The following is a 26,566-nucleotide window of genomic DNA, read 5'->3' as shown; positions in this document are numbered from 1 at the left end:
GACCGGTATAGTAATTGGCATGGTGGAGATCAAGACAGACGCCTCGATCGAGGCGATGCGCGAGGCCGGCCGCATCGTGGCCCAGGCGCTCACGGCCGCACGGGAGGCGGCCTTCGTGGGCGTCGCGCTCAGCGAGCTGGACAGGGCGGCCCGCGCGGTCCTGGACGAGACGGGAGCCGGTTCCCCGTTCCTCGGTTATCACCCCGGCTGGGCACCCGCCCCCTTCCCGGCCGTCCTCTGCGTGTCGGTCAACGACGCGATCGTGCACGGCGTCCCGGGCGCCTACCGGCTCCGCGACGGCGACCTGGTCGGTCTCGACTGCGGAGCCGTCCGCGCGGGCTGGGTCGGCGACGCGGCCGTGAGCTTCACGGTCGGCCGCGCACGGCCGGCCGACACGCGCCTGATCCGGACGGCCGAGGAGGCACTCGCCGCGGCCATCGAGGCAGCCGTCGTCGGCAACCGCATCGGGGACATCGCCCACGCCGTCGGCACCGTGTGCCGTTCCGCCGGGTACGGCATCCCGGACGGCCTCGGCGGGCACGGAGTGGGCCGGCGCATGCACGAGGACCCGGGCGTGCCCAACGAGGGACGCCCAGGCCGGGGCATGCGCCTGCGGCACGGCATGGTGCTCGCCATCGAGCCGATGGTCGCCGCGGGCGGCCGCGACGACCACTACACGGCGCGCGACGGCTGGACTGTGCGCACGGCGGACGGCAGCCGTGCCGCACACGTCGAGCACACGATCGCGGTCACCGACGACGGGCCGCGCATCCTCACGGCGCTCTAGGAAGACGGCTCCCTCAGGGCGTCGTCGACCAGTCGGCGGGCCAGCTCGTCGCCGAGTGCGGCGTCCGCCCTGCGGACGTACTGACGGGCCAGCCTGTCGCCGATCGCGACGGCCGCCTCGTGGCTCTCGATCGGGGCCGCGCGCACGTTCTTGAACAGGATGTAGGTGACGCCCGAGGAAGCGCCGCCGTATGTCGGATGCGGGTCGATGCCGAGTGCATCGGCGGCGGCGTACGACGCTTCGCCGATGATCCCGGTCGGGCCGGTGTCGCCGACGACGGCGTACACGACGCGGTCCCGGTAGACCAGCGCGGCCACGGTTCCGCCGCTGATACCGGAGTCCCGGTAGTCCCAGATGTCACTCGGACCCGGCACGACGACGAACGGCAGCTTCGCGGCGTTGAGGTGCCTTCCGTTGGACTGCTGGAAGGAGGTGTGCGGCTGGAACCAGCGGTCGGTGGTGCTGTTGCACTTCCGCGTTCGCACCCCGTCGCAGTCGATGTCGAGGTCGGCGGTCCAGTGCACGACCCCGTTCTGTTCGCAGACGGGGACGTCGGCGGGTGCGCCGTTGTCCGTGCGGTACTTGCCGTTGGATATCTGCCGGCAGTTACCGAGGGCGTCCAACAGGTCATCTGCGGGGACGGTGCCCTCGGCCGGCAGGGCTGCCCGGTGGGCGGCGAGGGCCCGTGGCGGCGAAGCCGTGGCGGTCGCGGCGGCGGCGGGCAGGGCCGCCGCCGCGAGAAGGACGGAACCGGCGGCGGCCGCGAGAGCGGTGCGTGATATGTACACAATGGTCCTTTCTGTCGAAAGGCTCCCTACCCGCGGGCGCGCGAACCGGCTCCGTTTGTCCGCCGGACGGGTTACGCCGCCGTGCCCCGGCCGCCCTCGCGCGTCACGGCACCGGGTGGACCACCATGGCCGAGCCGCCACCCCGCCGTACCTTCTCGGCCGCGGCCAGCCACCGGCCGTCGGGCAGCCGCTGCACGCCGGTCGCCGCGCCGATCTCCGGGTTCAGCCGGAAGGCGTGGCCGATGCGCTGGAGCTCGGCGCGCAGGTCCTGGTCGTTCCACAGGTCCGGTTCCAGCTCGGTCGTCGCCTGGTTGCGCTGGCTGGCGCGCGGCGCGGCGATCGCGTCGACGAGCGGCAGCCCCCGGTCCAGATGCCCCGTCAGCGTCTGCAGGACGGTGGTGATGATGGTCGCGCCTCCCGGCGAGCCGAGCGCCAGCAGGGGCCGGTCGTGGTGGTCGAGCACGATCGTCGGCGACATGGACGAACGCGGCCGCTTCCCGGGGCCGGGCAGGTTGGGATCGTGGACCGCGGGATCGGCCGGGGCGAAGGAGAAGTCGGTTAGCTCGTTGTTGAGCAGGAAACCGCGTCCGGGCACGGTGATGCCGCTGCCGCCCGTCGACTCGATCGTCAGCGTGTAGGCGACGACGTTGCCCCACTTGTCGGCCGTCGTCAGATGCGTGGTGTTCTCGCCCTCGTACGTGGTCGGGGCGGCTTCGCCGGTCGAGCCGCAGGCGGCCGGCCGGCGCGGGTCGCCCGGTGCGAGCGGGCTCTTCAGGACCGCGTCGTCCTTGATCAGGCACTCGCGCGAGTCGGCGAACCGCTCCGACAGCAGCCCTTTGACGGGCACGTCCTCGAAGGCCGGGTCGCCGACCCAGCGGCCCCGGTCCGCGAACGCGATCCGGCTCGCCTCGATGAAGCGGTGCAGGTACTGCGCCTGGGTGGCCTCGTCCTCGGACAGGTCGGAGCGCTCCAGGATGTTGAGCGCCTCCCCGACGCTGGTGCCGCCGGACGAGGACGGCGCCATGCCGTACACGTCGAGCCCCCGGTAGGAGACCTTCGTGGGGGCGCGGCGGATCGTCTCGTAGGCCCGCAGGTCGCGAGGGGTCAGGTCGCCTGGGCGCACGACGCGGTCCGCGCCCTCGGCGACGGGGGGCTCCTGCACGGTGCGGACGATGTCGTCGGCGATGGGCCCCCGGTAGAGGGCGCCGACGCCCTTGCGGCCGAGCTCCTTGTAGGTGCGGGCCAGGTCCGGGTTCTTGAACACCGAGCCCACGACCGGGAGTCCGCCGCCGGGCAGGAAGAGTTCGGCGCTGGCCGGGAAGTCGGCGAAGCGGTCCTGGTTGGCCTGCGTCTGGGAACGGAACGTGGGGTCGACGGTGAATCCGTCCTCGGCCAGCCGCTCGGCCGGACGCAGCAGCTCCTTCAGCGGTTTGCTGCCCCAGGCGTTCAGTGCGGTCCGCCAGGTCGCGGGGGTGCCGGGCGTGCCGACCCCGAGGCCCGACGTCATGCCCTCGGCGAACGGGATGGGCTTGCCGTTCTCCAGGAACAGGGACGCGTCGGCGGAGAGCGGCGCGGTCTCGCGGCCGTCGACGGTATGGACCGTACGGGACTTGGCGTCGTAATGGACGAAGAAGCCGCCGCCGCCGATACCGGCGGAGTACGGCTCGGTGACGCCGAGCGCGGCGGCGGTGGCCACCGCCGCGTCCACCGCGTTGCCGCCCTTCCGCAGGACCTCGATGCCGGCGGCTGACGCGTCGGCGTCGACGCTGGCGACGGCGCCGCCGTATCCGACGGCGAGCGGGGTCTTGGCAGGTGCCGCGTCCGGCAGGGAGGAGGTCGGTGGAGCCGCCGCGCCGATCGAGGCGACGGCCGCGGCAACGGCCAGTACCGACACATTCCGTACGACGGAACGACGCATGCGTACCTCCCCGAGGGCGAACGTCCGCGCAGCCTAACCCCGTCGCCGCCGCCCCGTCAGGACCGCCCGGTACGCCGTTCGACCGACACCGCTAGCATGCGCGCCCATGACGGACGACGTACGCAACATCGTGCTCGGTGTGGTGGCCGCCGGGATCAGCGCCTCGATCGGCTGGATAGCCCGCACCTACCTCTGGCGGCGCAGGCTCCGGCGCAAGCAGGCGTTCTTCGGGCTGCCGGGCAACTCGGAGTGCCTGCTCGTCGTCAACCGGGAGGCGGGACGGGACGGTTCGGTCCACCGCTTCGACGTGTTCGCGCTGCTGGAGTTGTCGGCGCTGGTGAAGGACTGCGGGGCGAACGCGCAGATCATCTGGCACGACGCGACGCAGCAGGGCTTCGGCGAGCGCACCGAGTTCTGCGTCGGCGGGCCCTTCACCAACCGGCGGACGGCGGCGCACCTGCAGAGCCTGCTGCCCGGTGTGCTGGTCGACACCGACACGGAACCCGGCCCCGACCAGGGGTCGTTCGTGATCGGCACGGAGCACTACCGGATGGACCGGGGCACGGCCGAGTACGTGCTGCTGGCCCGGCTGACGGCCGGCGAGGGAAGCCGGCCGGTGTTCCTGTTCTGCGGTCAGCGCGCCATCACCAACCAGGCCGCCACCCGCTATCTGGCCCGCCACCACGAGAAGCTGTACCGCAAGCACGGCCGGAACTCCTTCTGCCTGCTGCTGAAGGTGGTCAACTCGCAGGCGTACGGGCCGGACGTGGTCGAGGTCGTCGCCGACGTGACGAGGGCCGCGCTCAGCGCCCTCCCCGCGCCGAGCACTTCGGACAGCGCGGTGAGCTGACCGGAGGTCGGAGGAGTCCGAGGGGCCGGGGCACGTCGGAGTCGGAGGCACGGGCGCGCGCGCCCGTGCCGCGCCCGTGAAGCGGTCGTTGCGGCTGGGACGGAAAGGCCCGGCGCGCGGGACCGGCGCCGGAGGATTCGAGGCGAGCGGTGCCCTCGTCGTGTACCGGTGACGACGTGGGGCCCGCTCGGCCTCGGCAAGTTGGTGGCACAACCCGACCGGCGCGCAGCTGACCTTCTCCTCTTCGCCCACCGACCCGTCCTGCCCGTCGGTCCGGCTGCGAGGGAGTGATCACCGGCTGCCGCCGGGCCCTGCGCACGGCAGGGCGGGGTGGTGCCCCAAGAGCTGCTGCCCTCTCACCCCCGCACCGGCGTGCGCGAAGGACCCCGGACAACAGCGTTCGTGGTTCGGCCGGCGCTGCTGGCGCGGCCTGTGTCAGCCTCGTCTATGGGGACGAACTACGGCGGCGGGCGCCACCTCGAGCGCAATGAGAAGTAGGTGTTGACGTCAGCTCGATCAACGGATCGACGGCCATACGCTGCCCTGCCCCTTTTCTCCGTGTCGCGGTCAGCGCAAACTATCCAGCCCGGCGAGGCCCTTCACACCCGACACGCATAAACACGACATAAGCCGTATAAATCGAGAATTCCTCAGGGCAGCGGGAGCACTCCGGGGCATCCGCCAGGCGCGCGGGAAGCGCACGGGAGGCTCCTGGTCCTACGCGGCGCCCTCCGCGCCCGGTCAGGCCTCGGCGGCCTCCGCGTAGACCTGGGAGAGCTCGGGCGCTCCGTTGACCGCCCACTCGAGACCCGCCTCCACGACGCTCACCTCGCGGCCCGACGCCAGCCGCACCACGGGGTGCCCACCCGGCCAGACGTGCCAGGAGGCACCGGGGACCGTCCGCACGATGACGGTGCCCAGGTACAGGCCCGCGTCGTTCCCCAGCCAGGGCAGCTCCTCCGGGTCGTCCCGCCATCGCGGGGGCAGCTGGTCGAGCGCCGTCAACGAGGCCGGGGAATCGTCCAGTTCAAGCCCGGCCTGCCCCGCCCGGACGCGCAGCAGCTCACACTCGGACAGCAGCTCGGTGATCGCTGCCGCGCGCTCGGGATCGAACTCCTTCGCGGCGGCCCCTCCCCCTTGCTCCCGATCGTCGTCATGGCGCCTGAGCCAGTTGTCCAAGAAAGGGATGTTCATACCGCTCAGCCTCGCATCCCCCCGGCCGGACGCACCACTGGGCGCGCGTCCACAAACGCTAGATGTCGAGATCGACAACAACCGGTGCGTGGTCCGACGCCCCCTTGCCCTTGCGCTCCTCACGGTCGACGTAACTGTCCTTGACCGCCTTGCCGAACGGCCCGTTCCCGTAGACCAGGTCGATGCGCATGCCGCGGTTCTTGGGGAAGCACAGCTGGCGGTAGTCCCAGTACGTGAAGGGGTGCTCGTACTTCAGGGGGCGGGGAACCATGTCCGAGAGGCCTCGCTTGCGCAGCGCCTCCAGCGCGGCACGCTCGGGCGCGGTCACATGGGTCAGACCCTCGAACGCGGCCACGTCCCACACGTCGTCGTCGGTGGGGGCGATGTTGAAGTCGCCGAGGACCGCGAACGGGCGCTCACCCGCCCCGTCCTCGGTCACCGCCACCGACAGCGCCTCCAGCCAGCGCAGCTTGTAGCCGTAGTGGTCGTGGGCGACCTCGCGGCCGTTCGGCACGTAGACCGACCAGACGCGGACCGGGCCGCAGGTCGCCGAGATCGCCCGGGGCTCCTGCACGCCCTCGTAGTCGGGGGCGCCGGGCAGGCCCCTGACCACGTCGTCGAGGCCGACGCGCGAGACCACCGCCACGCCGTTCCACCGGCCCGTGGCATTCACCGCGGACTCGTAGCCGAGCTCGCGCAGGGCCTCGGCGGGGAACTGCTCCTCGGTGCACTTGGTCTCCTGGACGCACAGCACGTCGGTGCCGCTGCTCTCCAGCCAGGCCAGCAGCCGCGGCAGCCGGGCGGTGATCGAGTTGACGTTCCACGTGGCGATACGCATGCGGCAAGCCTAACGGCGGGGTGTGACAGGCACAGGTCCGCCCGGGGCACGCCGTCAGACGTCCCGGGACTCCCCCGGCGCCAGACGCCCGTGCTCCGCGCCGCCGAGTCCGCCGATCTGCCGGTCGTAGATCGGCCGGGCGATGTCGGCGAGATACGCGTCGTGGACGTCGATGGCCCGCCGCGGCCGCACCTCGCGCACGTAGTCGATGACCTCGGAGATCTTGTTCCACGGCGCGTGCACCGGCAGCATCAGGGTGTCGACCGGTTGGTCCGGGACGGTCAGCGCGTCACCGGGGTGGAAGAGCGAACCGTCCACGAGGTAGCCGACGTTCGTGATCCGCGGGATGTCCGGGTGGATGACGGCGTGCAGTTCGCCGTGGACCTGGATGTCGAATCCGGCGGCGGTGAAGGCGTCGCCGTGGCCGACGGTGTGGACGCGGCCGGGGAACGCCGCCGAGATCTGGTCCGCGACGCTGCGCAGGGTCCAGATCCCGGCGGCCGGGTTCGCCTCCAGGGCGGCCCGCAGCCGTCCCTCGTCGAAGTGGTCGGGGTGCTCGTGCGTGACCAGGACGGCGTCGGCGCCCAGCGCCGCGTCCTGTTCGCTGAAGCCGCCGGGATCGATGACGAGCGTGCGCCCGTCCTTCTCCAGCCGGACGCAGGAATGAGTCTTCTTGACGATCCTCATGCGCCACATCCTGCTATGCGCGGGGCTTCGTCTCCTCCTGGATCTCCGCCTGGGCGACCTTGAACGCCGAATTCGCCGCCGGCACGCCGCAGTAGACCGCGGCGTGGATGAGGACCTCCTTGATCTCCGCCGGCGTCAGCCCGTTGCGCAGCGCCGCGCGCGTGTGGAAGGCGAGCTCGTCGAGATGGCCCCCGGCGACCAGGGCGGTGAGCGTGACGCAGCTGCGGGTGCGTCTGTCGAGGCCCTCACGGGACCACACCTCGCCCCAGGCGTAGCGGGTGATCAGCTCCTGGAAGTCTCCGGTGAAGTCGTCGGCGGCGGCCGTCGCCCGGTCCACGTGCGCGTCGCCGAGCACCTCCCGGCGGATCTTCATCCCCGCGTCGTACGGGTCGGGCCTGCCGTAATGCACCGCCGCGGGCTGCTCGGGCGCGGCCGGCGCGATCTCGGCGACGGGCGAGACGGGCGCCGATGTGGCGGGCGCCTGCGGGACCGGGATCGACGCCAGGGTGTCGTTCCAGGCGGTGCCGAAGTGGTGGGCCAGCAGGTCGGTCACGGCGGCGGGCTGCTCGACGGGCGCCAGGTGGGAGGCGCCGGGCACCAGGGCGAGCCGGGCGTCCGGTATGCCGGCGACCAGGGTGCGGGCCTCGGCGGGGCCGGTGACCTGGTCCTCGGAGCCGACCAGGACGAGGGTGGGCACACCGACCCGGGACAGTTCGGAGCGCACGTCGAAGGCGGCCAGGGCCTCGCAGGCGGCGATGTAGCAGCCGGGGTCGGTGGTGCGGACCATCTGGACCGCCCATTCGACGATGGCGGGCTGGGCGGCCGCGAATCCGCCGGTGAACCAGCGCTCGGGTGCGCTGCGGGCCATCGGGTCAAGACCGTTGGTGCGCACGACCACACCGCGCTGGCGGAACTCGTCGGCGGTGCCGAACCGGGGCGAGGCGGCGACCAGCGCCAGGGACGCCAGTCGGTGCGGATGGCGCAGGGCGAGCTCGATGCCGACGGCGCCGCCGATGGAGCAGCCGGCGTAGCCGAAGCGCTGCACGCCGAGCAGGTCGAGGGTGGCCAGCAGCCGCTCCGCGAGCTCGCCGACGGAGTCGGCGGGGTGCGCGGGAGCGCCGCCGTGCCCGGGCAGGTCGAATCGGATCACCCGCCACCGCGCGGACAGCTCACCGATCTGGCGGTCCCACATGTGCCATGTTGTACCGAGGGACGCTCCCAGGATCAGGGCCGGGGCGTCTTCTGGCCCGTCAACGCGGTATTGCAGGGTCTTAGTCGTTGTCGTGCTCACCCGCTCACGCTCCCACATCTCACAATTTCTCACTGGCGGGGGGTAGGGCGCTCGCCAAGCCTCCCCAAGCTTCCGCCGCCGGGCGAAGGTCTTCCACGTCCGGCTTCACGTACCACTTCTTGGTCGTCTTGACGTCGGTGTGACCCGCCCACTGGGCCAGGATGTGATCCGGGACACCGCTGTTCGCGAGGTAGGTCAAGCACGACGCCCGGGCATCGTACAAGCGGACCCTACGAAGGCCGTTCTCATCCATGATCTTGTATGCCCGGACGCGCAGCTGGCGACCGTTGAGCGCCGTGCCGAGTCCATCCGCGAGCACGTAGCCGCTGCCGCTGTACGCCTCCCCCGCAGCCAACTTCTCGGCCGCCTGCGTGGCGCGGAGACCCTTCAGTGCCTCGCGGACCAATGTGGGCAGCGGGAGCAAGCGCTCACCCGCCATCGACTTAGCCTCGCGCTTTCGCGAGTGGGTCTGTATGGGCCTTGATCAAATAAATGGAGAGTGCTGCTGACCTGCAACGATGGGACTTGTCGAGGGTCCTGTCAGCTGCGAGGAAAGAAGCACTCTCCAGGTGAAGAAGCGTAGCGGGTCGTATCCGCGTGTCCGTGTCGAGGGCGGTGGCCGTGGGGTGGTCTCGCAGGCCGGGTCGGTGCTGCTGGCCGAGACGGTCCGCAAGTCCGGTCTGGACACCGCGATATCGGCGGCACTCACGCCGTGGCGCAAGCCGCGGGCCGTGCACGATCCGGGGAAGATCCTGCTGGATGTGACCCTGGCCGTCGCGCTCGGCGGGGACTGCCTGGCCGACATCGGCATGCTGCGGGCCGAGCCGGATGTGTTTCGGCCCGGTGGCCTCCGATCCCACGGTCTCCCGTGTCATCGACACAGTCGCCGCATCCGGCCCGAAAGCCCTCGCGGCGATCCGGGACGCACGTTCCTGAGCACGGGGCGGGTCTGGGAGCTGGCCGGTGCGAACAGTCCGGCCGCCGACAGCCAGGTGATCGTGGACATCGGCGGAGTGCTGGTCCTCGCGCACTCCGAGAAACAGGACGCCACCGCGACCTTGAAGAAGACCTTCGGCCACCACCCCCTCGTCGCGTTCGTCGACCACGGCCAGGCCGGGTCCGGGGAGCCGGTGGCCGCCCTGCTGCGGCCCGGCAACGCAGGCTCCAACACCGCCGCCGACCACGTCGAAACCGCCCGACTCGCCCTGGCACAACTCCCCAAAGCTCTGCGGCGGGGACGGCAGACACTGATCCGCACCGACTGCGGCGGCGGCACCCACGCACCCACGCCTTCCTCGACTGGCTCTCCCGCCGGGGCCGGTGGCTGTCGTATTCCGTCGGAATGACCATCACCGACGCCATCCACAGGCCGTGCTGAAGATCCCGAAGAAGGCGTGGACGCCGGCCTACGACGCCGGCGGCACCGAGCGGCCCGGCGCCTGGGTCGCGGAGATCACCGATATGCCCGACCTGAGCACCTGGCCCAGGGGGATGCGGCTGGTCGTCCGCAAGGAGCGGCCTCACCCCGGCGCCCAACTGCGCTTCACCGACCTCGACGGACTGCGGCTGACCTGCTTTGCGACCCACACCAAAGCCTGCCAGCTCGCCGATCTCGAACTGCGTCACCGACTGCGGGCCCGCTGCGAGGACCCCATCCGGGGCGCCCGCGACACCGGCCTGCGCAACCTGCCCCTGCACGACACCGCCCAGAACCGGATCTGGCTGGAGATCGTCTCCCTCGCACTCGACCTCCTCGCCTGGCTGCCGATGCTCGCCCTGACCGGCGACACCCGCCGCTGGGAACCCAAGAAGCTCCGCCTGCGGCTGTTCTCCGCCGCCGCCCAGTTCGTGAACACCGGCCGCCGCCACTGGCTGCGTCTGCCCACCCGATGGCCATGGACGCCCGTGATCACCAGCGCCATGAACCGGCTCCAGACCCTCCCGAACCCCGGCTGACCAGCCAATTCGACCGTCCTAACAACCCGCACGACCACCCCGGGAGTGGAACCCGGCGCCCACCCCACGCGACAACCGGGCCATCAGCCTGCCCCACCCCCGGAAAAGCCGCACCCCACACGCACAGAGTCCCCGTCAGCGAACTGACGAGGACTCGTGAACGATCGAGGCTAACCTCCATTCCATGCAGTTCACCCTCGATGGCGAATCCTTCGAGCTGACGCCCACGCTTGTTCGTGGGCGTCTTGCTGGTCACGTGCCCGAGGAGATCCGCGAGTACTGGGTCGAAGTAGATGGTGTGCGTTGGCCGGTCAAGCAGGTCATCTCCCTTGCGACAGGTGCCAAGCGCAGCCGGTTTCAGTCGCATGACTCTCGGCGGTGGCTGCAGAACCTCGGGTTCTTGATCGGTGCCGGATCCTCGGCCACCGAGAGCGGCTCGGTCCCGCGGCTGACCGGTCTCGTCGTGGGTCTTTCGACGAGTCCCAGCTCAAGGAACTGGAGGCGCTCGACGTCCGTGTTGCGTTCTCGTGGCTGAGCGCCGGCCCGATCACGCTGGACGAAGCCAGCCTGCCGAGGTTTCCCGGACTCCCGCGAGTGCCAGGGCTCTACCGCTACGATTTCGGTGTGGACGACGACGGCATCCGCGTGCTCTACATCGGGGAGTCCGTGGAGCTGGCCAGGCGAGCCAGCAACTACCGCAACGCCAAGACGGATCGCTCTCGTCAGCGCACCAGCCGCCGCATCCACAAGGAGATCGTCGGCCACTTGGAGTCCGGTGGTTCGATCGAATTCGCCATCGCAACGTCAGTCCACTGGGGTGACGATGTCGAGCTGGACCTGCGGCTCAAGTCCGCCCGTCGCCTTGCCGAGAACGCTGCGGTGCTCCTCGCGCAGTCGCAGTCCGGGATCCGCGTGCTCAACATCGACGCGGAGCTGGGAGAGGACAGCGAGTGAGCAGTCTCCCGGACCTTCGCTTCCTGCTCTCGATCAACAGCGAGAACGCGTGGAGCGATCTGCTCGCCACCCTCATGAATGCCGACCAGGCGATCACCCGCTCCGTGCTCGGGATCGAGGCTGTTGGCCCGCTCCAGGTTCGTCGGGAGGTCTCGAAGTCGCGGGGCCGGAAGGCGTCGGATCGACCCGACCTGGTGGTGGAGGGCGAACGGTCAGGTTGTCGCTGTCGTCGAAGTGAAGCTGCTTGCTGGCCTCGGAATTGAACAGCTGGAGCGGTACTACAAATACGTCGCCGAGGAGGACCGAGACGACTGCCAGTTCGTGGCGGTCTCGCTTCAGCGCATCCGCCTCGACACCACCCATGCCCAGGACTGGCAGAACCTCACCTGGGAGGAGCTCATCGCTCCCTTCGCCTCGTCCCCGGTGCCGTGGGCCGCGACGACCGCCACAGCCTGGACGAGCCACATCGAGTCCCAGTTGCCGGAGGTGGATGGCGACACCGTCTGGAATCAGATCGACGGTATCGACCCGTACCTCGCCCTCCGGCTTCGTGCTGCCTATATGTACGACAACGTCGCCTTGCCAGGCGGCTCATCGAAGTCCATCCAGGAGATCGGCTCCGGTGGCCTGTACGTCGCGATCGTGGACGCCCCGATTCCGGGCAGCGGTTACACCGTCCGCTGGGAAGCCACCGAGAGCTTGCCGACTCAGGACGTTGGCAAGCTCGTCGAGAGCAGCGGGCTTCGTGGGGTCGACTTCCGCTTCTTCCTCGTGCAGCAGCAAGTCACCTCCTCCAAGGCCTACGACTGGGATCACCTGGCGCTGCTCTGGCAGGAGTACCTCGCCCAAGAGGACTGGATTCCGTGGAGACCCCATCCGCCGCGCAAGACGTTGCAGTGGGAGAAGGATGGCGTGGCTCGACTCAAGGAACTCCGCGCTCCAGCGTTCCTCGGCAATGGCTACGGCGAGGGGCAGGCCAAGCTCAGCGGTGAGGTCGAGTTTGGCGCGCGCTTCGTGCTGCCGCCCTCAACCACACTCAAGGAAGCCGCCGAGGTGCTCAGCAGGGTGGCCGTGATCGGGTCCCGGATGGCACAGCACGCGACTAAGCCGCAAGCCAAGGAGACTGTGATCGCGTTGATCGACGGAGAATCTGATAGCGGCGATGCAGGGGTGGACGGATAGATGACGGGCGACTTTGGACCCGACCGCTTGCGGCAGCTCTTCGGCGACCCGAACGAGGACGGGGTCTACCTTGTCGGCGTCGTGGAGTTCTCGGACGATGCGAGCGAGGACCAGTGGTCGTACGTCGGGAACACTCAGATGGGCACCCTGGAGTCAGTTGCCAGCAGGCTCGGCTATGAGCGGCGTGACATCACGATTGCGGAGTCTTACCGAGAGCCTGGCCGTGGGGTGCTGCCGGACGGCACAGAGCTGGCGGTCACGTCGACCACCGTGCGAGGGAGCGCATCCTGGCATCTGAGTAGCCGGGAGCCAACGCCGGAGGAACGGCTCCGGTGGGCAGGGCATCCAGTGCCACCGCCACCTCCGCCCGAGCCGGTGCCGGTCGGTCCCAACATGGAGACAGCGAGGCCTCGGATCGAGGAGCACCAAGGAGAGGTCTTCTACACGAAGACCGGCAAGCCCTTCACCTACCGGACCAACCGCTACACCCTGGTCATCGTCGAGAGCCGGCGCAACGTGCAGTGGCACGAGATCAGGTCAGCGCTGGAGGCATGGCCGATCGCGGGGCCGTCGGAGATTCCACGATGCCCCGAACGTTCTGGGCGGTACGTCTACGGGATCGTGTCCGACGAGCGGATCCGGCAAGGAGACTGGTGACAACCTTGGACCTGCGGCTCTGTGGCGGCTGATGCGATGCTCGCCGAACCTGCCGAATCGTCGGACGCTACAGCTACGGTTATGGGTGAGGTTCTACTACCGCGACATCCTCGTCGACCGAGCGCCGAGGAAGACCCGAGCACTGACGAGGACGCATGGCCGAGGACCAGGAGTACGACGAGGTCGACGCAGTTGTTCGCATCCCCAAGGGCGAGCGTCTCGCCGACTCGCGGAAGAGTGAAGGCTGGAGTCGTGGGTTCACTCCCAAGACGAGTGACAAGGGACCGGAGCACGTCGAGATCCGCCTGAAGGCCGAAGACGAGTCAGGTTTCGCAGACAAGCCCGAGATCGTCTACGTCACCGAGTACGTGGAGGATCAGCGTCCTCAGCTCACCCCCGGCCAACAGGCCGTGGCTGACATCGCGGGCCAGATCATCGATGGTCTCGTAGAAATCGCAAAACCTCTCGTTGCCCACTGGTGGCACACCCAGACCGTGCCGTTCCTCGTTGCCAAGCGCGAAGCCTTGGTGCTGAAGCAGCAGGCCCGCAGAGCCCAGAAGAAGGCCTTGCGGGCCGGGGTCACGACGACACCTCCTATTGTTGTCCCGGGGGTCGAGGCTGACGCGCCTTCCCAAGATGTGGCCACCGCGCCCAGCGACCCGAAGGTCACTGTGACGAGCGAGCAGTTCCAGCAGATGTTCATGACTTGGCTCGCTCGTGAGGACGCCCAGCAGGCGCTCTGGAGCCTCATCGTGAATGCCGAGGTCGAGGATGGCGGTGCTGCCACCCTGGCATGGCAGCAGGAACTGAAAGAGCTTTCGCCTGAGCAGCGAACCGAGCGGGTCATGGAGTTCTTCGCTACCAACCCCTCGATCCTGGAGGACTTCGCTCGTCAGCTCATGGGCCCGCCGCCCGGGGGCGGCGGCATGGCCCTCGGGCTCGGCGAGACGACTCTCAGGCGCGACCGGGTGTAGGGCCGTGCCGTTTCAGGATGGCGCGTCACTAGCCTCGCCCTTTCATGGGCTTGTTGGGCACGGCTGACGTTGGGGGTACCGAGAACGCTTCTGATCTGCCACTTCGCCGTCCGGATCGGCTCTCGGGCTCGGTCGGTTTGCTGCACCTGCCAGGTGCGCGGTGTCCTGCCCGCGTCGGCCACAGTCACATGCGGAATGGGGGTGCCGCCATTGGGCCCTCGTGCGAGGCTGCCAGCCATGGAGAGTGAACTGCTGGACGGTCAGGACTACGCGTCGGTCCATCAAGCCATGCAACGGCTGTCCAGTCGCTACCTTCATGCCCTTACGCTGAACGCTCGCATGGAGGCCTGGGCGGAATTCGTGACGAGTGTCGAAGAGGGCTTCGACACCACGTGGGCTTGGGAGTTCGACAACGATATCGCCGATCGCGACTGGCTCCACGATGCCTGGCCGATCTTGACCGAACGGATCCGCAGGCTCCGTCAGCCCGAGCTCGATGCCCTGGACGATCGGTTCAGAGCGGCGACAGCACCGATCAAGCCGCTCGGTATGAGCCGAAGTGCGATGGCCGAGCAAGCGCGGTGGTGGCAGTTCCGCTACCCGCTGCTGGTGACTGGGGATCCGGCTGAACAGCTGCCGCCGACATGGTCCCCTGCGCCCATCCACATCCAGTGACACCCACTGAGTTCCACAGGACGGCCAGGAAGACAGAGAGTGCCTCTGAGCTGGGAGGATGGGGCTTGTCGAAGGCTCTGTCCACCGCAGTTCAGGAAGCACTCTCCAGGTGAAGAAGCGTACCGGGTTCTACCCGCCTCTCCGCACGACCTCGGCCCCGTCAGCTGTGGTCGCCCAGGCGGGCGGCGTCCTGCTGACCGAGACCGTCCGCAAGACCGGGCTGGACGCCGCCTTCTCGGAGGCGCTGGCTCCGTGGCGCAAGGACCGGGCGGTGCACGACCCGGGCAAAATCCTCCTGGACGTCGCGCTCACGGTCGCCCTGGGCGGGGACTGCCTGGCCGACGCGGCGATGCTGCGGGCAGAGCCAGCCGCCTACGGGTCGGTGGCCTCCGATCCCACCGTCTCCCGCCTGATCGACACCCTCGCCAAGGCCGGGCCGAAGGCGCTATCCGCGATCCGCTCGGCCCGCGCGAAGGTGCGTCGGCACGTGTGGCAGCTGGCCGGGCAGGATGGTCCAGCCGCCGACGGGCTGGTAACCATCGACATCGACGGGGCGCTGGTCATCGCCCATTCCGACAAGCAGGACGCCACTCCCACCTGGAAAAAGACCTTCGGACACCACCCTCTGATGGCGTTCGTCGACCATGGACCGGCCGGGTCCGGGGAGCCGGTGGCCGCGCTGCTCCGTCCGGGCAACGCCGGTTCCAACACCGCCGCGGACCACATCGCCATCGCCCAACTGGCCCTGTCCCAGCTGCCCAAGGCACTGCGGCGAGGACGGCAGACGCTGATCCGCACCGATTCCGGCGGCGGCACTCACGCCTTCCTGGACTGGCTGTCCCGGAGAGGACGGTGGTTGTCGTACTCGGTCGGGATGACCATCACTGACGCCATCCACCAGGCGGTGCTGAAGATCCCTAAACGGGCATGGACGCCGGCCTACGACGCCAGCGGCGTCCAGCGTCCCGGGGCATGGATCGCGGAGACCACCGGCATGCCCGACCTGAGCACCTGGCCGAAGGGCATGCGGCTGATCGTCCGCAAGGAACGACCGCACCCCGGCGCCCAGTTGAGGATCACTGACGTTGACGGCAACCGCATAACCTGCTTCGCCACCAACACCCAAGGCGGCCAGCTCGCTGATCTGGAATTGCGGCACCGCCGCCGCGCAAGGGCCGAGGACCGCATCCGCGCCGCCCGCGACACCTGCCTGCGCAACTTGCCACTGCACGGCTTCGCACAGAACCAGATTTGGCTGGAGATCGTGCAGATCGCCCTGGACCTGCTGGCCTGGATGCCCATGCTCGCCCTAACCGGCACCACCCGCCGATGGGAACCCAAACGTCTCCGCCTGCGGCTGTTCTCGGCCGCCGCCCAACTGGTCACCACCGGCCGACGCCGCTGGCTCCGCTACCCCGACCACTGGCCTTGGACCGGAGTGATCATCGCTGCCATCGACCGGCTTCAGGCACTGCCGAAGCCTGCCTGACCAGCACCTTCCCGCCCCTGCGAGTCATACCGCCCCGACCGGAGCCGTGGAACCCGGCGCCCACTCCACGCGACAGCCGGGCTACCGCCACGTTCACAACCGGCCGGACACCTCGAAGCGGCCCACAAGAAACCGACGGACCACCACGAAAGATCGAGGCTAAAGGCCACCGCTTTTACGACTGGGCCCCTGGCCGAGATCGCCGACGATTGTCCCGGTCACCGCCATCTACTCGTCCGCCGCAACCGGAGCACCGGTGAACTCGCCTTCTACCGCTGCTACTCAGCGAACCGAGTGCCGCTCACCCTGGTGCGGGTGGCCGGACGCAGATGGACGGTCGAGGAGACCTTCCAGTCCGGCAAGGGCCTGGCCGGACTGGACGAGCACCAGGTCAGACGCTGGACGTCCTGGCACCGTTGGGTCACTCTCGCGATGCTCGCCCACGCCTTCCTCGCCGCGGCCACTGCCGCCGAACGCGCTCAGGACCCAGCCCCGGACGGCCTGATCCCGCTGACCTGCAACGAGATCCAGCGCCTGTTCACGACACTCGTTGTCCGGCCTGTCCTCGACGTGGCACACCGGCTGCACTGGTCGATCTGGCGCCGTCGCCACCAAGCCCGCGCCCGCGCAAGCCACTACCACCGCCAAGCGACCCTCCAACCATGAAGACCGCATGCCGGCCAGCCCGCTGCCGAGGCACTCAGCGCTCGATCCGTACCGGGCACCCACCGGGCCAGGAAGAATACTCACATGATCACTTGTCATTTGCGCTACGAGATCGACCCCAGCCAGACTGCCGCGTTCGAGACGTACGTGACGGGGTGGATCCCAATCGTCACCCGCTTCGGCGGCACGCACCACGGCTGCTTCTTGCCGCACGAAGGAGCCAACGACATCGCCTACGCCCTGTTCTCCTTCCCCAGTCTGGCTGCCTACGAGGACTACCGTGCTGCCATCCGGCACGATTCGGAGGCTCAGCAGCTCTGGCAGCTCAGCAAGGAGACCCGCTGCATCCACCGCTTCGACCGGACCTTCCTCCGCCCGGCAATGCAGCCGTCACGCGGTGTTGAGACCTCATAACCCGCTCGGAGACGGGTGTCCCTGACCGGCACTGTTCGGCAGGGACCCCCGGCTCACTGGCGTCATCTCTTCCACGCCACTCCACGACCACGAAGATCACGATCTACAGCTGGAGCACTAGGCCGTCGGCCTCGCTCCGCACAACCGTCGGCGGACGTCGACGGTTGTGCGGGGACGAAGAAGTTCACGATATTGCCCAGGACGTTGCGGCCAGGAACGTGCCGGAATGTTCGTCTGGTTCACGACCTTCTTCTGATCCTCGGGATGGCTCTCAGCCATGCCTGGGCCCACCGTGGTTGATCGTCAGGCTGCCGTGGTTATCGCCACCGATGAACAGTCCGCTCCCTGTGTTGTGCTGGTTGTAGACCGTGGGCCCGGTGACGGTCAGGGCCATGATCTGAAGCTCGGCACCGCGCAGCCGGGGGAGATCCGAACTGCTCCAGCATTCCTAGCGGAGGCCGGGGCCGGACTCAGGATTACTTTCCGGGAATCCGGACCGCGGGGTGGTCCTGCGCCCTGCACCACCAGACTGCCTCGCCTTCGTGCGTGATGGCGTGCAGACCGCTGTCGTGCTCCGGGCAGAGCGGCCAGAGGCGGCCGTAGCGGTCGGCCAGATACGTCTGAACGGCGTCGGCGACTTCCGCAAGCACTCCGAGCGGGTCGAACGACTGGACGGCCGACTCGGCCACCGTCACCATCCCCACCGGGAAGTCCGGCGAAGGGGGAGTGGAGTCCGCGCGGATGTCGACGCGCAGGCCCGTGTCCCGCTCGGCTGCTGCGGCCACCGGGGGGAACGCGTCCAAGACGCAGCGCAGCTTCCGCTCGAACGCGATCAGGGCGAACCGGGCCGCCGGCAGCTCCCCGTGTTCGCGATACGCCGTGCGGATCCAGCCCGCTGGACGGGTCTCGGCGATCTGCCAGCCCAGCTCGCCTTGGACGCGCTCCAGCCACTGCGCGAAGAGTCGTTCGTAGCGCAGCTCAAGCTCGCTGCCGGGCATGCTTTCCTCCACCTGTGGATGGTAAGACGAATCGGCTGCCCCGGCCGGAGTGGCCGGGGCAGCCGATTCGCTGTGTGGCCGCGCGGCCGCGGTGTGTCGGGCTCCCGCTCAGGCCGTCAGTCCGGCTCAGCGGGGGTCACCGCGCAGCGGCGACGCGGGTCAGTACCGGTAGCTGCCTCCGCCGCCGAAGTTCTGGAACCGGTTCCAGTAGTACTTGGTGTAGCCGATCCGGGCGATGCCGGACGCGGAGAACTGCACCGAGTCGCCGGGGTCCAGCCAGCACGTGAAGCCGTAGCAACTGTGCTTGCCGCGGGCGCCGTTGCCATACCAGTAGCCGTGGAAGTTGTACCAGCCCAATTCACCGTGGCTGTAGCTGCCGGAGAACACCTTGATTCCGCGGACCGACAGCTGGTAGCGCCAGCCGGCGTAGATGTAGGCGCCGCTCCAGCCCCTGCGGAACCACATGTCCCACTGCAGCGAGCACTTCTTGGACGACCTGTCGCAGATGCGCCTGATCCGCACGCAGTTGTAGGAGTTGCAGTCCGTCTGCACGCGCTCCATGAGTGCCGTGCCGTCGAGGTCGTACTTGTTGCGTGGATCGGCGCAGGCGTACTCGTACCTGTTGCAGCTGCCTCCGGCGATCGGGTCGATCGACAGGAAGCGGCCGACGGCCGGGCTGTACAGTCTGGCGCCCATCAGGGTGAGGCCGCCAGGCGTCTCCGTGGAACGCTGGTGCGAGCCGAGCCAGTCGTAGCGGGTGGCCGCCTGGCCGGCGCGTGCGTTGCCGTACTCGTCGTGGTCGAGGGCGACCGGGGCCTGGCCGGCGTCCAGGGGCAGTTGCAGGGCCACGTCGCCGTGGATGTTCGCCAGCTGCAGGACGGTGGTGCCCGTCTTGCCCGTGGTGGCCGCGAGTCCTCCGCCGAGGCCGTCGACGTTGCGGGTCAGAGCACCGGTGGAGGTGTTCTCGACGATCCACCGGGGGTTCTCGCCGTCGCCGGCGTAGTGGTTGACCTTGGCCGCGGTCTGGGTCCACGTCGAACCGCTGCTGGTCTCCACCGTCCAGGAGCGGAACCGCAGGGCCGGGTCGAGCGCCCAGGTCTGGCGGGTACCGTTCGCGGTCTGCTGGTGGGCGAGGTCGTTGGCGTAGTAGCCGAGCGTGGAGCCGGGCAGGGCGGTGGTGCGGCCGAACGCGTCGTAGGTGTATCCGGTGTCGACGAGCCGGTCGGCACTGTCGTGGGCGTGGGTGGTGGTGGTGCCTCCGGTGGTGGGGCAGTCGGCACCGGGGGTGCCGGTGGCTACGGTCAGGGACTTGCGGTTGGAGCGTGCGTCGAAGGCGTAGTCACGACGGGTGCACACGGTGTCGGAGGTGTCGCGGACGCTGGCCAGTCGGCCGACGCCGTCGTAGCGGTAGTCCTGGGTGGACCAGCCCGCGTGGGACGCGGCCTGCCCGTGGACCGTCTCCGTCACCGTGTCGGAGTAGACGGTGGTTCCGTCGCTGTCCCGGGTGTAGGTGCGGGCCACCGTTGCCCCGGTCGGGTCCTGCGTGAGCGTCGCCGTGTACCCGCCGGGCAGCTTCTCAGCGCTCACGGATCCGTTCGCTCCGTAGACGGCCTGGAAGGTACCGGCGACGGAGTCGGCGGCGGCTGTCGGGAGGCCTCGCGGTTCGGCGTTGTGATCGTAGGTGTAGGTGACCGTGGAGGGCGCGTTGTCGGTGACCTTGACCGGCCGGTCGAGCAGGTCGTACTCGGTGGTGGTCACGCCTCCGTCGGCGTCGGTGTAGGAGATCAGCCGGCCCAGCTTGTCGAACGTCTTGGCGATCGTGCCACCGGTCGACGAGGTGGTCTTCACGGCCCGGCCGGTAACCGGGTCGTACTCGGTGGTGACGTCCGGGACGGCCTGTCCGACGCCACCGGTGACGGCGACCTTGGTCGCACGACCGGCCCCGTCGTACGTGGTGGTCGACGTACGGGTCAATCCGTTCGCGGTGTCGAGGGTCTTGGCCGGGTTGCCGTACCAGTCGTACTCGGTGGTGGTGGTCGGCAGCTGGGCCGGCTGGGTGCCGCCGCCGGTGACCGCGCCCGCCGGACCGGTGGAGCAGACCTGGTCCGCCCACTCCGGGCGGCCCTGGCAGGCGCCGGCGCCCGTCGCGGACCAGTAGGTGGTCACGCGCGTGGCCGCGTCGGTGCCAGTGGCACCGGGCGAGCGCTGCTTGACGACACGGCCTTGGGCGTCGTACTCCAAGGTCTCAGTGATCGACAGACCGCCCGGATCCTTGATCGTCTGGATGGGGAGGCCCTTGACCCAGTCGTACACGGTCTGCACGGCGCGGGTCTCGCCGTGGACGGCGGGGTGCTCGCGCACCTGCGCGCCGGTGATCACCTTGGTGACCTGGTCGCTGACGTTCGCGGTGCCGTCGGTGGGACGCCCGGTGTCGTACTCGGTGACCGTCCAGGAGCGCGCGGTCACGGACGTGCCGGCCGGGGCCAGTACGGTGGTGCCCGACTTCAGGTCGGCGGTCAGCTCGATCCGGCGCAGCGGACCGAACTCTTCGAGCTGCCGGGTGCCGGAGTCGTTGTAGACGGTCCGGCCGGCCAGCAGGTCCGCCCGCTCGGCGGTCGTGAGCCGGTCGATGCCGAGGTCGGCCTGGACTGCCTGGGCGGCCGAGCCGAGTCCCAGCGCGACGGCGCGGTTGCCGGCGCTGAGTTCGCGGACCGGATTGCCGTAGCGGTCGTACTCGGTGGTGGAGGTGTGGCCGCCCGGGGCGGTGAGGTTGGATTCGCGTCCGGAGACACCCAGGTAGTGCACGGTGGCGCGCTTGTAGTCGGCAGCCGTCAGGGAGCTCCCGGTGTGGGATGCCGGGACGGCGTCGGCGGGAAAGACCGCGGTGGCGTCGGTCGGGGCGTCGAGCTGGCCCCATGCCTTCACGTTCGCGGCGCCCATGCTGTGGGGCGCACCGGTGCCGGTCAGCGGTACGTCGTACACCACGGAGGTGGCCGCGGTGCCTTCCTCGACGTCGGCGGTGCCCTGCTTCAGGCCGGAGCGGGAGGCCTTGAGGAGCATGCCGGGTCCGGCGGTGGCGGCGTTGCCCGCCTGGCCGTAGGTGAAGGTCCACGGCAGTTCGCCGGATTGGGCCAGCCGGGTGACCCGGCCCGCGGCGTCGTAGGCGTACGCGGTCTTCAGCGCCGGGGAGATCCGCGGGTTCCACGCCTCACGGAGCCGACCGCCGTCGTCGTACGCGTAGGCCGCGATCTCCTGGGCGGTGGAGGCGGCGGCTCCGGGAGCGGTGGCCCACAGGCGGACGCTCTTCACCTGGCCGAGCACGTCACCGAAGGCGGTGGAGGTGGCGGTGGTGGCGGTCGGGTAGACGAACTCCAACATCCGGCAGCCCTTGGTGGCCGGGGTGGCGGCACAGGTGGCGGCCTGGACGGCGGAGGTGGGCGCGATGATCCACTTGGGGAAGGCGACGGCCTTGCCGTTGTACGTGGTCTTGCCCGAGATGACCTTCGTCTCGGTGTTCGTCAGTCCGTCCCGCAGCGTGGAGGAAACCTGCCAGGTCGGCACTGCCGGGTCGGGCTTGGTGAAGCTGGTCACCGTGCCCTCGCTGTCGGACAGGGTGAACGATCCCGTGACGCTGCCGGTGAGGAGGAGCCCCTCGGCGCCGGGCTCGGGGATCCAGCCGGTCTTCGCCGCGTTGGCGGTGAAGTGCAGTTCGTCGCCCTTGGCGTCGGTCACGGCGACGGCGGTGTCGGAGATCCGCCGGAGGTGGGAGTAGTCGGACGTGCCGAGCTCGGCGACCGTGCCGGCCACCCACTCCTTGCCGAAGATTGGGGCTTGGCCCTCCTGCTGCGCGCCCTTCTCCGGGGTGCGGGAGGAGGCGGTGCGCGAGACGGACATGCCGAAGGCGGAGGCGTCCTCGGCGGAGAGGCCGAAGTCGCCGGTCAGCAGGTTCACCGAACCGGGGCCCACCTCGGTGGAGGCGGCGCCGGAGGCATTCCTGTCCACGACCGCGGTGAGCGGGTCCGTCGCTCCGGTGGCCGCGTTCGGTCCCGTGAAGTCGGCCTTGATCTGCACCGTGCCGTCGGGGTCGACGGTATCGGTGGCGTTCCAGACCAGCGGGGCGTTCTTGCCGTTCACGAGGGGGACGGGCCAGGCCGTCAGCGGGGTGCCGCCGGAGGTGACGTGGCCGGGCGGGATCGGCGTCCAGGGGTCGGCTTCGGAGCGTCGCCAGGAGAAGGAGACCTTGTCGTACTTGGAGCCGTCGGATTCGGCGACCAGCGGCAGGCGCCGGGCGGTGCGCTCGCCGTCAGTGGGCTGGACGAAACCGCCGGGGCCGGCGTGGAAGGGGTACGAGACCGGCTCGGACTTGTTGTCCGCCTTGTCGACTGCCCGGACTTCGAGGGTGTGGGTGCCGTCCTTGGGCGGGGCGATGGAGATCGCCTTGGCGCCGGAGGCGCCGCCGGTGGCGACCTTGGTCCAGGTGGTGCCGTCGAGAGACCACTCGAGCCAGTTGTGGTCGGCGGCCGGCGGGGTCACGTTGAACGTGCCCGCCTGACCGGCACCCTTGACCCACGCGTTCGACGGGTAGTCGGTGGAGCTGATCGCGGTGGGGGCGGAGGGGGCGGCGGTGTCGACCGTGAAGGTCTTCTCGGCCGACCAGCCAAGGTTGTAGTGCGTACCGTCATAGGGGGACGTACGGAAGCGGTACGTCTTGCCGTTGGTCAGCACGCCGGCCGGAACCTTCACCGAGGCGGGCTGGCCGGAGGGGACGAACGACGACCGCAGGACGTCACCGACCTGGGCGTTGGTGGCGTTGTCGAAGACCTGGAACGCGCCCTGGACCTTGTCGCCGTTCACGTCGACGAACGTGTCACGCAGCGTCGGGGTGACCGTGTTGACGACGTAGGCGCCACCGTAGGAGAAGAACGGGGCGCCCGCCTCCTGCTTCGTACCAGTCCGCGGACGGTAGTTGTACGTGACCGTCAGCTTGGGCGGGTTGGAAGCGGCGTTGGAGGAGTTGACCCGCTTCCACTCCTTGGTGTCGTTCTCGTCGGTGGCCCGCAGGCCCATGCCCGAGTACGCCCACTTATTGTTGGACCAGTGCTGGACGAGGTCCTTGACGTCGGCGGTGATCCAGCCGTCGGCGGTGCAGGCCGTGTTGCCCTTGGTCTGCGTGGAGGTGGCCATCTTGGTCACCATCGCCGGCTGGTTCGTCCAACGGGAGGAGGTGGAGGCGTTGTTGGCGGTCCACACCTCCCACGGCTGCGCGGTGCAGTCGGTGTTGCCGGAGTGGAAGTTCCACAGCGACAGCGTGGCACTGGAGATCAGCGCGTCGGCGACCGGGGCGGTGTTCCAGGTGATGAAGGAACGGGCCGTGCGCCAGGTGCCGTCGGCGTTCTTCGTGCCCGGGTTGCCGAGGTCGAGCTCAGTGTCGTTGGACCAGTCGACGGTCTCGCCCTGCTGGACGTAGGTATCGAACAGGTTCCCCAGGGTGGAGGTCGAGGGATCGACCGTCACCGGGTACTTCGTGGCGGGGTCGGCGAGGAACTTTGCGTCGGGTGTAATGACGAGGTCGACGCCGCCCTTGGTCTTGACGACCTTCATGGTGACCTTGGCCCGGCGGGTGTGCTCACCGGAGACCTTGTCCACGCTCGCGTCCCACATCACGGGAGCGGGCATCGTGGCGGTCTTCTTGGACTTCCTGTCCGTGAAGAGCACGCTGCCGTCGGCCTGCTGAGCAACCTTCAGCCCCTTGGTCTTCAGGGGCAGCGTGTAGGAGAAGCCCGCCGCGGGCTTGGCCTTGACCTGGACGAACTGTTCGAAACCGGTACGGGTGGCCTCCACGACCACGTCCGCACCCGGAACCGCGTTCACGTACGTCGCGCGGGTACCGTCCAGCTCGGGCTTGGGCAGACCACCATGCCACTGCAGCGTGATCTGCTGATCACCCTCGCCCAGCGTCACCAGGTCCGTGGCGGGAGCGGCCTGCGCCGCCTTCAGCGAGGCAGCCTTGGCACCTGCCCTGCCCGCCAGCCTCAGACCCCGCGGGTGCGCCTTCGACGCGACGGATCCGTCCGGGGAAGCGGCCAGCGCGACATCGACGTCTCGCCACTCGCCCGATGCCGCGTCACGGAAGCGGATCGGGCCGGCCGCGACCTCCGTGGTGAGTGAACCGTCCTTGTTCACCCAGGTGGTGGAGGTCTCGGTGCGCTCCGAAAGCGCCTCCACGCGCTTGCCGGACAACCGCGCTGCTACCCGAGCCGACGCCAGGTCTGCCGCCTGGGTGGCGGTCGCCTGACGCGCGTCGGCGGCCTGTGGTGTCGTGTGCGGGACGGCAGCGGCCGGTACGGAGGAGCCGTAGAGGGCGGAGACCGCCATTCCGAAGGCCAGGCCGAGGGTGACGGAGCGCCATGAGGCCGAGCCGCGTCTGCGTCTTCGGCGTCCTCCCTCGGGAGGCTGTGCGGACATGCGTATGAAGGACAAAGAAATCTCCTGGATTCGCGTGCGGTTGAAGTGCCTGCAACAGCGACTCGTGCAGGCCTGCACGGACGATATGAGCGGGGAAAAAGTCCAGGAGATCACAAGCCCGCGTGAAGCGGGACGGCCCAGGCGCCGATGTTATGTGATCTTGATGGCCATCTCGCTGGGTGGCCCCGGCGCAGCGCGCCCCACCCCAAGTGGCAGGTGACAGGCTGTAATACCGACGGTGCGGCGCGCGCCCACCCCGCAACCTGGATGCCGCCGGTGGCCGCCGCCCAGTGCCAGTACGTCGCCGAATGGGTCGGCTCCAAGCTGCGGTGGCAGCTGAGCGTCGACGAGGCAGAGCGGGAGGCGCTGAAGGTGTACGCCGACGGGCCGTGCGAGGACATGCCGTCAGCGCCATTCCCCCGCAGACCGACTTCCACCCAACGGCGACATGCCCGCGGCGTCAGCCAACGGACCTCGCTGGTTCGCGCGTTCTTCGCCGCTCACCGGGCTGACCGTGACGTGATCTCGCTGCACCGCCCACTCGTACAGCCGGATAGCCAGTCAGCGGTTCCACCGTGCCCCACCGATCCGGCGCGGATTCCGCAGCGAGCTTGTCCGCCAGTCCTCGAAGTCCCACAGATCGTCTGCTGTGGCATCGCGCCAGGTCTTCCCGTGCCCCCACAGGAAGTCGAGAACAGGCAGTTGTCGTCCGAGTAGTTCCGCTTCGTCTCCTGCGCGAGACGGGCGAACGACGACCGGCACAGATACCGGCTCGGCGCCTCATCGATCCGGTAGTCCGGAGAAAAGAAGAATCGGATTCCCAGGATGAATTCCAACTCGGTCCTCACGCTTCGCCAGCCTCTTCCACCCCGCCTAGAACGGGCACTCGATTTCCCGCCCCCGACGGTCCCTCGGCACCCAGAACGTACGCCAACCCGGCACGCATCCACCCCCGCTCGATCTGCTTCGACACGTCGATCCAACAGGGAACGCGACAACACACCTGGGACGAGGCTGACTGGGCGGAGCTGGAGGACAAGGCACGTACGGTCACTCGGGCCGGGTGGTGGATAGATCAGCGGGATGCGGACGGCGCTGACGTGCTCGAACTCCTCGACGCAGCCACCGAGGCGGACCACGGGACGGAGAACCCGTTCCGCTGAGCGGCCGGAATGTAGCCGGGGATCGCCGGTTTACCAAACCGGCGATCCCGCCGACTATTGATGGTCCACCGCCACAACCTGCCCCGTACGTGGAAAGACATCGCCGAAACGGCCATCAACTCAGCGCGACGCGCAGCGTCAACGCTTGCCGCTGCCGCGTGGCTCGTGCGGGACAGAGCCAAGGGCTGCACGCAGCAGTGCGGTCTTGAAAGGGACTGAAGAGTCAGAAATGCGAGCGACGAGCTGCAGGACGCCCGATACAGCCCTACGCATATCCGTGCCACATGGGGCCGAACGGGTAGCGTGGAGGAGGCCTCCAGGGCGTTCGGGTTCTCACGGGCGAAGGGCTACGACTTGATTTCGTCGCGGAGAGTTCCCGTGCCGCGTGCTACAGATCGGCCGTGGGACGCGTGTCGTCACAGCGTCCCTGCTCCGGGTACTCGAAAGCGGAGAGCGAGCACAACGGTGCCCGTGCCGGACACTGCACGCCGACGTAGCCCACCGCGCGCAGAAGCCCCGCCGCATCTTGGGTTCTAATCAACGTCGCAACACCCGGCCTCCGGGTAGGCGATGAAAGACAGAACGACTGCTGGGGGGCGCCCGAATGGCAGAAGGGTGCC

At 69.1% G+C, this 26,566-nt stretch carries 22 protein-coding genes and 2 pseudogenes; 14 read left to right on the top strand and 10 right to left on the bottom strand.

Annotation, left to right across the window (positions count from 1 at the left end; translation table 11 throughout):
* Positions 1–19 precede the first annotated feature (19 nt).
* On the top strand, positions 20–787 hold the full coding sequence (gene map / locus ACWD0A_RS20150) for a type I methionyl aminopeptidase (protein ID WP_451299895.1): 768 nt from the start codon (positions 20–22) through the stop codon (positions 785–787).
* On the opposite strand, the gene ACWD0A_RS20145 is transcribed toward map, so the two are convergent.
* Positions 784–1,575: a glycoside hydrolase family 75 protein gene (locus tag ACWD0A_RS20145; RefSeq protein ID WP_451299893.1), complete on the bottom strand. Its 792-nt coding sequence runs from the start codon at positions 1,573–1,575 to the stop codon at positions 784–786. The two genes, map and ACWD0A_RS20145, sit on opposite strands and share 4 nt — an antisense overlap.
* Positions 1,576–1,678: 103 nt before the next feature.
* Positions 1,679–3,493: a gamma-glutamyltransferase gene (ggt, locus tag ACWD0A_RS20140; protein ID WP_451299891.1), complete on the bottom strand. Its 1,815-nt coding sequence runs from the start codon at positions 3,491–3,493 to the stop codon at positions 1,679–1,681.
* Positions 3,494–3,599: 106 nt separating this feature from the next.
* Here ggt and ACWD0A_RS20135 point away from each other — a divergent pair, with 106 nt between their 5' ends.
* Complete coding sequence (locus tag ACWD0A_RS20135; protein WP_451299889.1) at positions 3,600–4,343, top strand: hypothetical protein; 744 nt, start codon at positions 3,600–3,602, stop codon at positions 4,341–4,343.
* A gap of 741 nt (positions 4,344–5,084) precedes the next feature.
* On the opposite strand, the gene ACWD0A_RS20130 is transcribed toward ACWD0A_RS20135, so the two are convergent.
* The 5 genes from ACWD0A_RS20130 to ACWD0A_RS20110 are packed head-to-tail and all read right to left on the bottom strand — an operon-like array spanning position 5,085 to position 8,792.
* On the bottom strand, positions 5,085–5,537 hold the full coding sequence (locus ACWD0A_RS20130; protein WP_451299887.1) for a DUF6278 family protein: 453 nt from the start codon (positions 5,535–5,537) through the stop codon (positions 5,085–5,087).
* Between the two features lie 58 nt (positions 5,538–5,595).
* Positions 5,596–6,375, bottom strand: coding sequence for an exodeoxyribonuclease III (locus ACWD0A_RS20125; RefSeq protein ID WP_451299885.1), 780 nt, complete (start codon positions 6,373–6,375; stop codon positions 5,596–5,598).
* A gap of 54 nt (positions 6,376–6,429) precedes the next feature.
* A complete protein-coding gene (locus tag ACWD0A_RS20120) occupies positions 6,430–7,062 on the bottom strand; it encodes an MBL fold metallo-hydrolase (protein ID WP_451299883.1) in 633 nt (210 codons plus the stop codon).
* A 13-nt stretch (positions 7,063–7,075) separates the two neighbouring features.
* Positions 7,076–8,371, bottom strand: a complete 1,296-nt coding sequence (pcaDC, locus tag ACWD0A_RS20115; RefSeq protein ID WP_451299881.1) for a bifunctional 3-oxoadipate enol-lactonase/4-carboxymuconolactone decarboxylase PcaDC — start codon at positions 8,369–8,371, stop codon at positions 7,076–7,078.
* Between the two features lies 1 nt (position 8,372).
* A complete protein-coding gene (locus tag ACWD0A_RS20110) occupies positions 8,373–8,792 on the bottom strand; it encodes a tyrosine-type recombinase/integrase (RefSeq protein WP_451299879.1) in 420 nt (139 codons plus the stop codon).
* 130 nt (positions 8,793–8,922) lie between these two features.
* Between ACWD0A_RS20110 and ACWD0A_RS20105 the strand changes: the two genes are divergently transcribed.
* From ACWD0A_RS20105 to ACWD0A_RS20055, 11 genes and pseudogenes are all read left to right on the top strand, one after another.
* Positions 8,923–9,699, top strand: coding sequence for a transposase (locus ACWD0A_RS20105; RefSeq protein WP_451299877.1), 777 nt, complete (start codon positions 8,923–8,925; stop codon positions 9,697–9,699).
* Between the two features lie 25 nt (positions 9,700–9,724).
* The gene (locus ACWD0A_RS20100) at positions 9,725–10,309 is read left to right on the top strand and encodes a transposase (protein WP_451299875.1); all 585 of its coding nucleotides are present in this window, start codon (positions 9,725–9,727) and stop codon (positions 10,307–10,309) included.
* A 184-nt stretch (positions 10,310–10,493) separates the two neighbouring features.
* Positions 10,494–10,844, top strand: coding sequence for a hypothetical protein (locus ACWD0A_RS20095; RefSeq protein ID WP_451299873.1), 351 nt, complete (start codon positions 10,494–10,496; stop codon positions 10,842–10,844).
* Between the two features lie 89 nt (positions 10,845–10,933).
* The gene (locus tag ACWD0A_RS20090) at positions 10,934–11,263 is read left to right on the top strand and encodes a hypothetical protein (protein ID WP_451299871.1); all 330 of its coding nucleotides are present in this window, start codon (positions 10,934–10,936) and stop codon (positions 11,261–11,263) included.
* A gap of 234 nt (positions 11,264–11,497) precedes the next feature.
* Entirely contained in the window at positions 11,498–12,445 is a 948-nt protein-coding gene (locus tag ACWD0A_RS20085) for a hypothetical protein (protein ID WP_451299869.1), read from the top strand.
* Positions 12,446–12,838: 393 nt separating this feature from the next.
* Positions 12,839–13,102 (top strand): hypothetical protein, encoded by a 264-nt coding sequence (locus ACWD0A_RS20080; RefSeq protein ID WP_451299867.1) that lies wholly within the window; start codon positions 12,839–12,841, stop codon positions 13,100–13,102.
* 155 nt (positions 13,103–13,257) lie between these two features.
* Positions 13,258–14,076 (top strand): hypothetical protein, encoded by an 819-nt coding sequence (locus ACWD0A_RS20075; protein ID WP_451299865.1) that lies wholly within the window; start codon positions 13,258–13,260, stop codon positions 14,074–14,076.
* Between the two features lie 237 nt (positions 14,077–14,313).
* On the top strand, positions 14,314–14,751 hold the full coding sequence (locus ACWD0A_RS20070) for a hypothetical protein (protein WP_451299863.1): 438 nt from the start codon (positions 14,314–14,316) through the stop codon (positions 14,749–14,751).
* Positions 14,752–14,860: 109 nt separating this feature from the next.
* Positions 14,861–16,240 (top strand): IS1380 family transposase, encoded by a 1,380-nt coding sequence (locus ACWD0A_RS20065; RefSeq protein ID WP_451299861.1) that lies wholly within the window; start codon positions 14,861–14,863, stop codon positions 16,238–16,240.
* A 158-nt stretch (positions 16,241–16,398) separates the two neighbouring features.
* Positions 16,399–16,906: pseudogene (locus ACWD0A_RS20060) on the top strand (IS701 family transposase); the annotation flags it as partial.
* Positions 16,907–16,990: 84 nt separating this feature from the next.
* Positions 16,991–17,320 (top strand): NIPSNAP family protein, encoded by a 330-nt coding sequence (locus ACWD0A_RS20055; protein WP_451299859.1) that lies wholly within the window; start codon positions 16,991–16,993, stop codon positions 17,318–17,320.
* A 271-nt stretch (positions 17,321–17,591) separates the two neighbouring features.
* On the opposite strand, the gene ACWD0A_RS20050 is transcribed toward ACWD0A_RS20055, so the two are convergent.
* From ACWD0A_RS20050 to ACWD0A_RS20040, 3 genes are all read right to left on the bottom strand, one after another.
* A complete protein-coding gene (locus tag ACWD0A_RS20050) occupies positions 17,592–17,714 on the bottom strand; it encodes a hypothetical protein (protein ID WP_451299857.1) in 123 nt (40 codons plus the stop codon).
* A gap of 82 nt (positions 17,715–17,796) precedes the next feature.
* Positions 17,797–18,330 (bottom strand): hypothetical protein, encoded by a 534-nt coding sequence (locus tag ACWD0A_RS20045; protein ID WP_451299855.1) that lies wholly within the window; start codon positions 18,328–18,330, stop codon positions 17,797–17,799.
* 147 nt (positions 18,331–18,477) lie between these two features.
* Positions 18,478–24,693: a DNRLRE domain-containing protein gene (locus ACWD0A_RS20040; RefSeq protein ID WP_451300065.1), complete on the bottom strand. Its 6,216-nt coding sequence runs from the start codon at positions 24,691–24,693 to the stop codon at positions 18,478–18,480.
* A gap of 345 nt (positions 24,694–25,038) precedes the next feature.
* On the opposite strand from ACWD0A_RS20040, the pseudogene ACWD0A_RS20035 reads away from it, so the two are divergent.
* Positions 25,039–25,182, top strand: a pseudogene (locus ACWD0A_RS20035) (HNH endonuclease); the annotation flags it as partial.
* Positions 25,183–26,566: the final 1,384 nt, after the last annotated feature.

This window comes from Streptomyces sp. NPDC002867 (assembly GCF_053591895.1).
The sequence above is the reverse complement of the archived record's forward strand: the minus strand, read 5'-3'. Positions and strand labels throughout refer to the sequence as shown.

Excerpts from the sequence above, each read along its gene's own strand:
- ACWD0A_RS20040 (WP_451300065.1), bottom strand. The coding sequence starts at position 24,693 with ATGGCGGTCTCCGCCCTCTACGGCTCCTCCGTACCGGCCGCTGCCGTC.
- ACWD0A_RS20120 (WP_451299883.1), bottom strand. The coding sequence starts at position 7,062 with ATGAGGATCGTCAAGAAGACTCATTCCTGCGTCCGGCTGGAGAAGGAC.
- ACWD0A_RS20070 (WP_451299863.1), top strand. The coding sequence starts at position 14,314 with ATGGAGAGTGAACTGCTGGACGGTCAGGACTACGCGTCGGTCCATCAA.
- ACWD0A_RS20135 (WP_451299889.1), top strand. The coding sequence starts at position 3,600 with ATGACGGACGACGTACGCAACATCGTGCTCGGTGTGGTGGCCGCCGGG.
- ACWD0A_RS20110 (WP_451299879.1), bottom strand. The coding sequence starts at position 8,792 with ATGGCGGGTGAGCGCTTGCTCCCGCTGCCCACATTGGTCCGCGAGGCA.
- ACWD0A_RS20050 (WP_451299857.1), bottom strand. The coding sequence starts at position 17,714 with ATGGCCCTGACCGTCACCGGGCCCACGGTCTACAACCAGCACAACACA.
- ACWD0A_RS20075 (WP_451299865.1), top strand. The coding sequence starts at position 13,258 with ATGGCCGAGGACCAGGAGTACGACGAGGTCGACGCAGTTGTTCGCATC.
- ACWD0A_RS20055 (WP_451299859.1), top strand. The coding sequence starts at position 16,991 with ATGATCACTTGTCATTTGCGCTACGAGATCGACCCCAGCCAGACTGCC.
- ACWD0A_RS20095 (WP_451299873.1), top strand. The coding sequence starts at position 10,494 with ATGCAGTTCACCCTCGATGGCGAATCCTTCGAGCTGACGCCCACGCTT.
- pcaDC (WP_451299881.1), bottom strand. The coding sequence starts at position 8,371 with ATGTGGGAGCGTGAGCGGGTGAGCACGACAACGACTAAGACCCTGCAA.
- ACWD0A_RS20130 (WP_451299887.1), bottom strand. The coding sequence starts at position 5,537 with ATGAACATCCCTTTCTTGGACAACTGGCTCAGGCGCCATGACGACGAT.
- ggt (WP_451299891.1), bottom strand. The coding sequence starts at position 3,493 with ATGCGTCGTTCCGTCGTACGGAATGTGTCGGTACTGGCCGTTGCCGCG.
- ACWD0A_RS20125 (WP_451299885.1), bottom strand. The coding sequence starts at position 6,375 with ATGCGTATCGCCACGTGGAACGTCAACTCGATCACCGCCCGGCTGCCG.
- map (WP_451299895.1), top strand. The coding sequence starts at position 20 with ATGGTGGAGATCAAGACAGACGCCTCGATCGAGGCGATGCGCGAGGCC.
- ACWD0A_RS20080 (WP_451299867.1), top strand. The coding sequence starts at position 12,839 with ATGGAGACAGCGAGGCCTCGGATCGAGGAGCACCAAGGAGAGGTCTTC.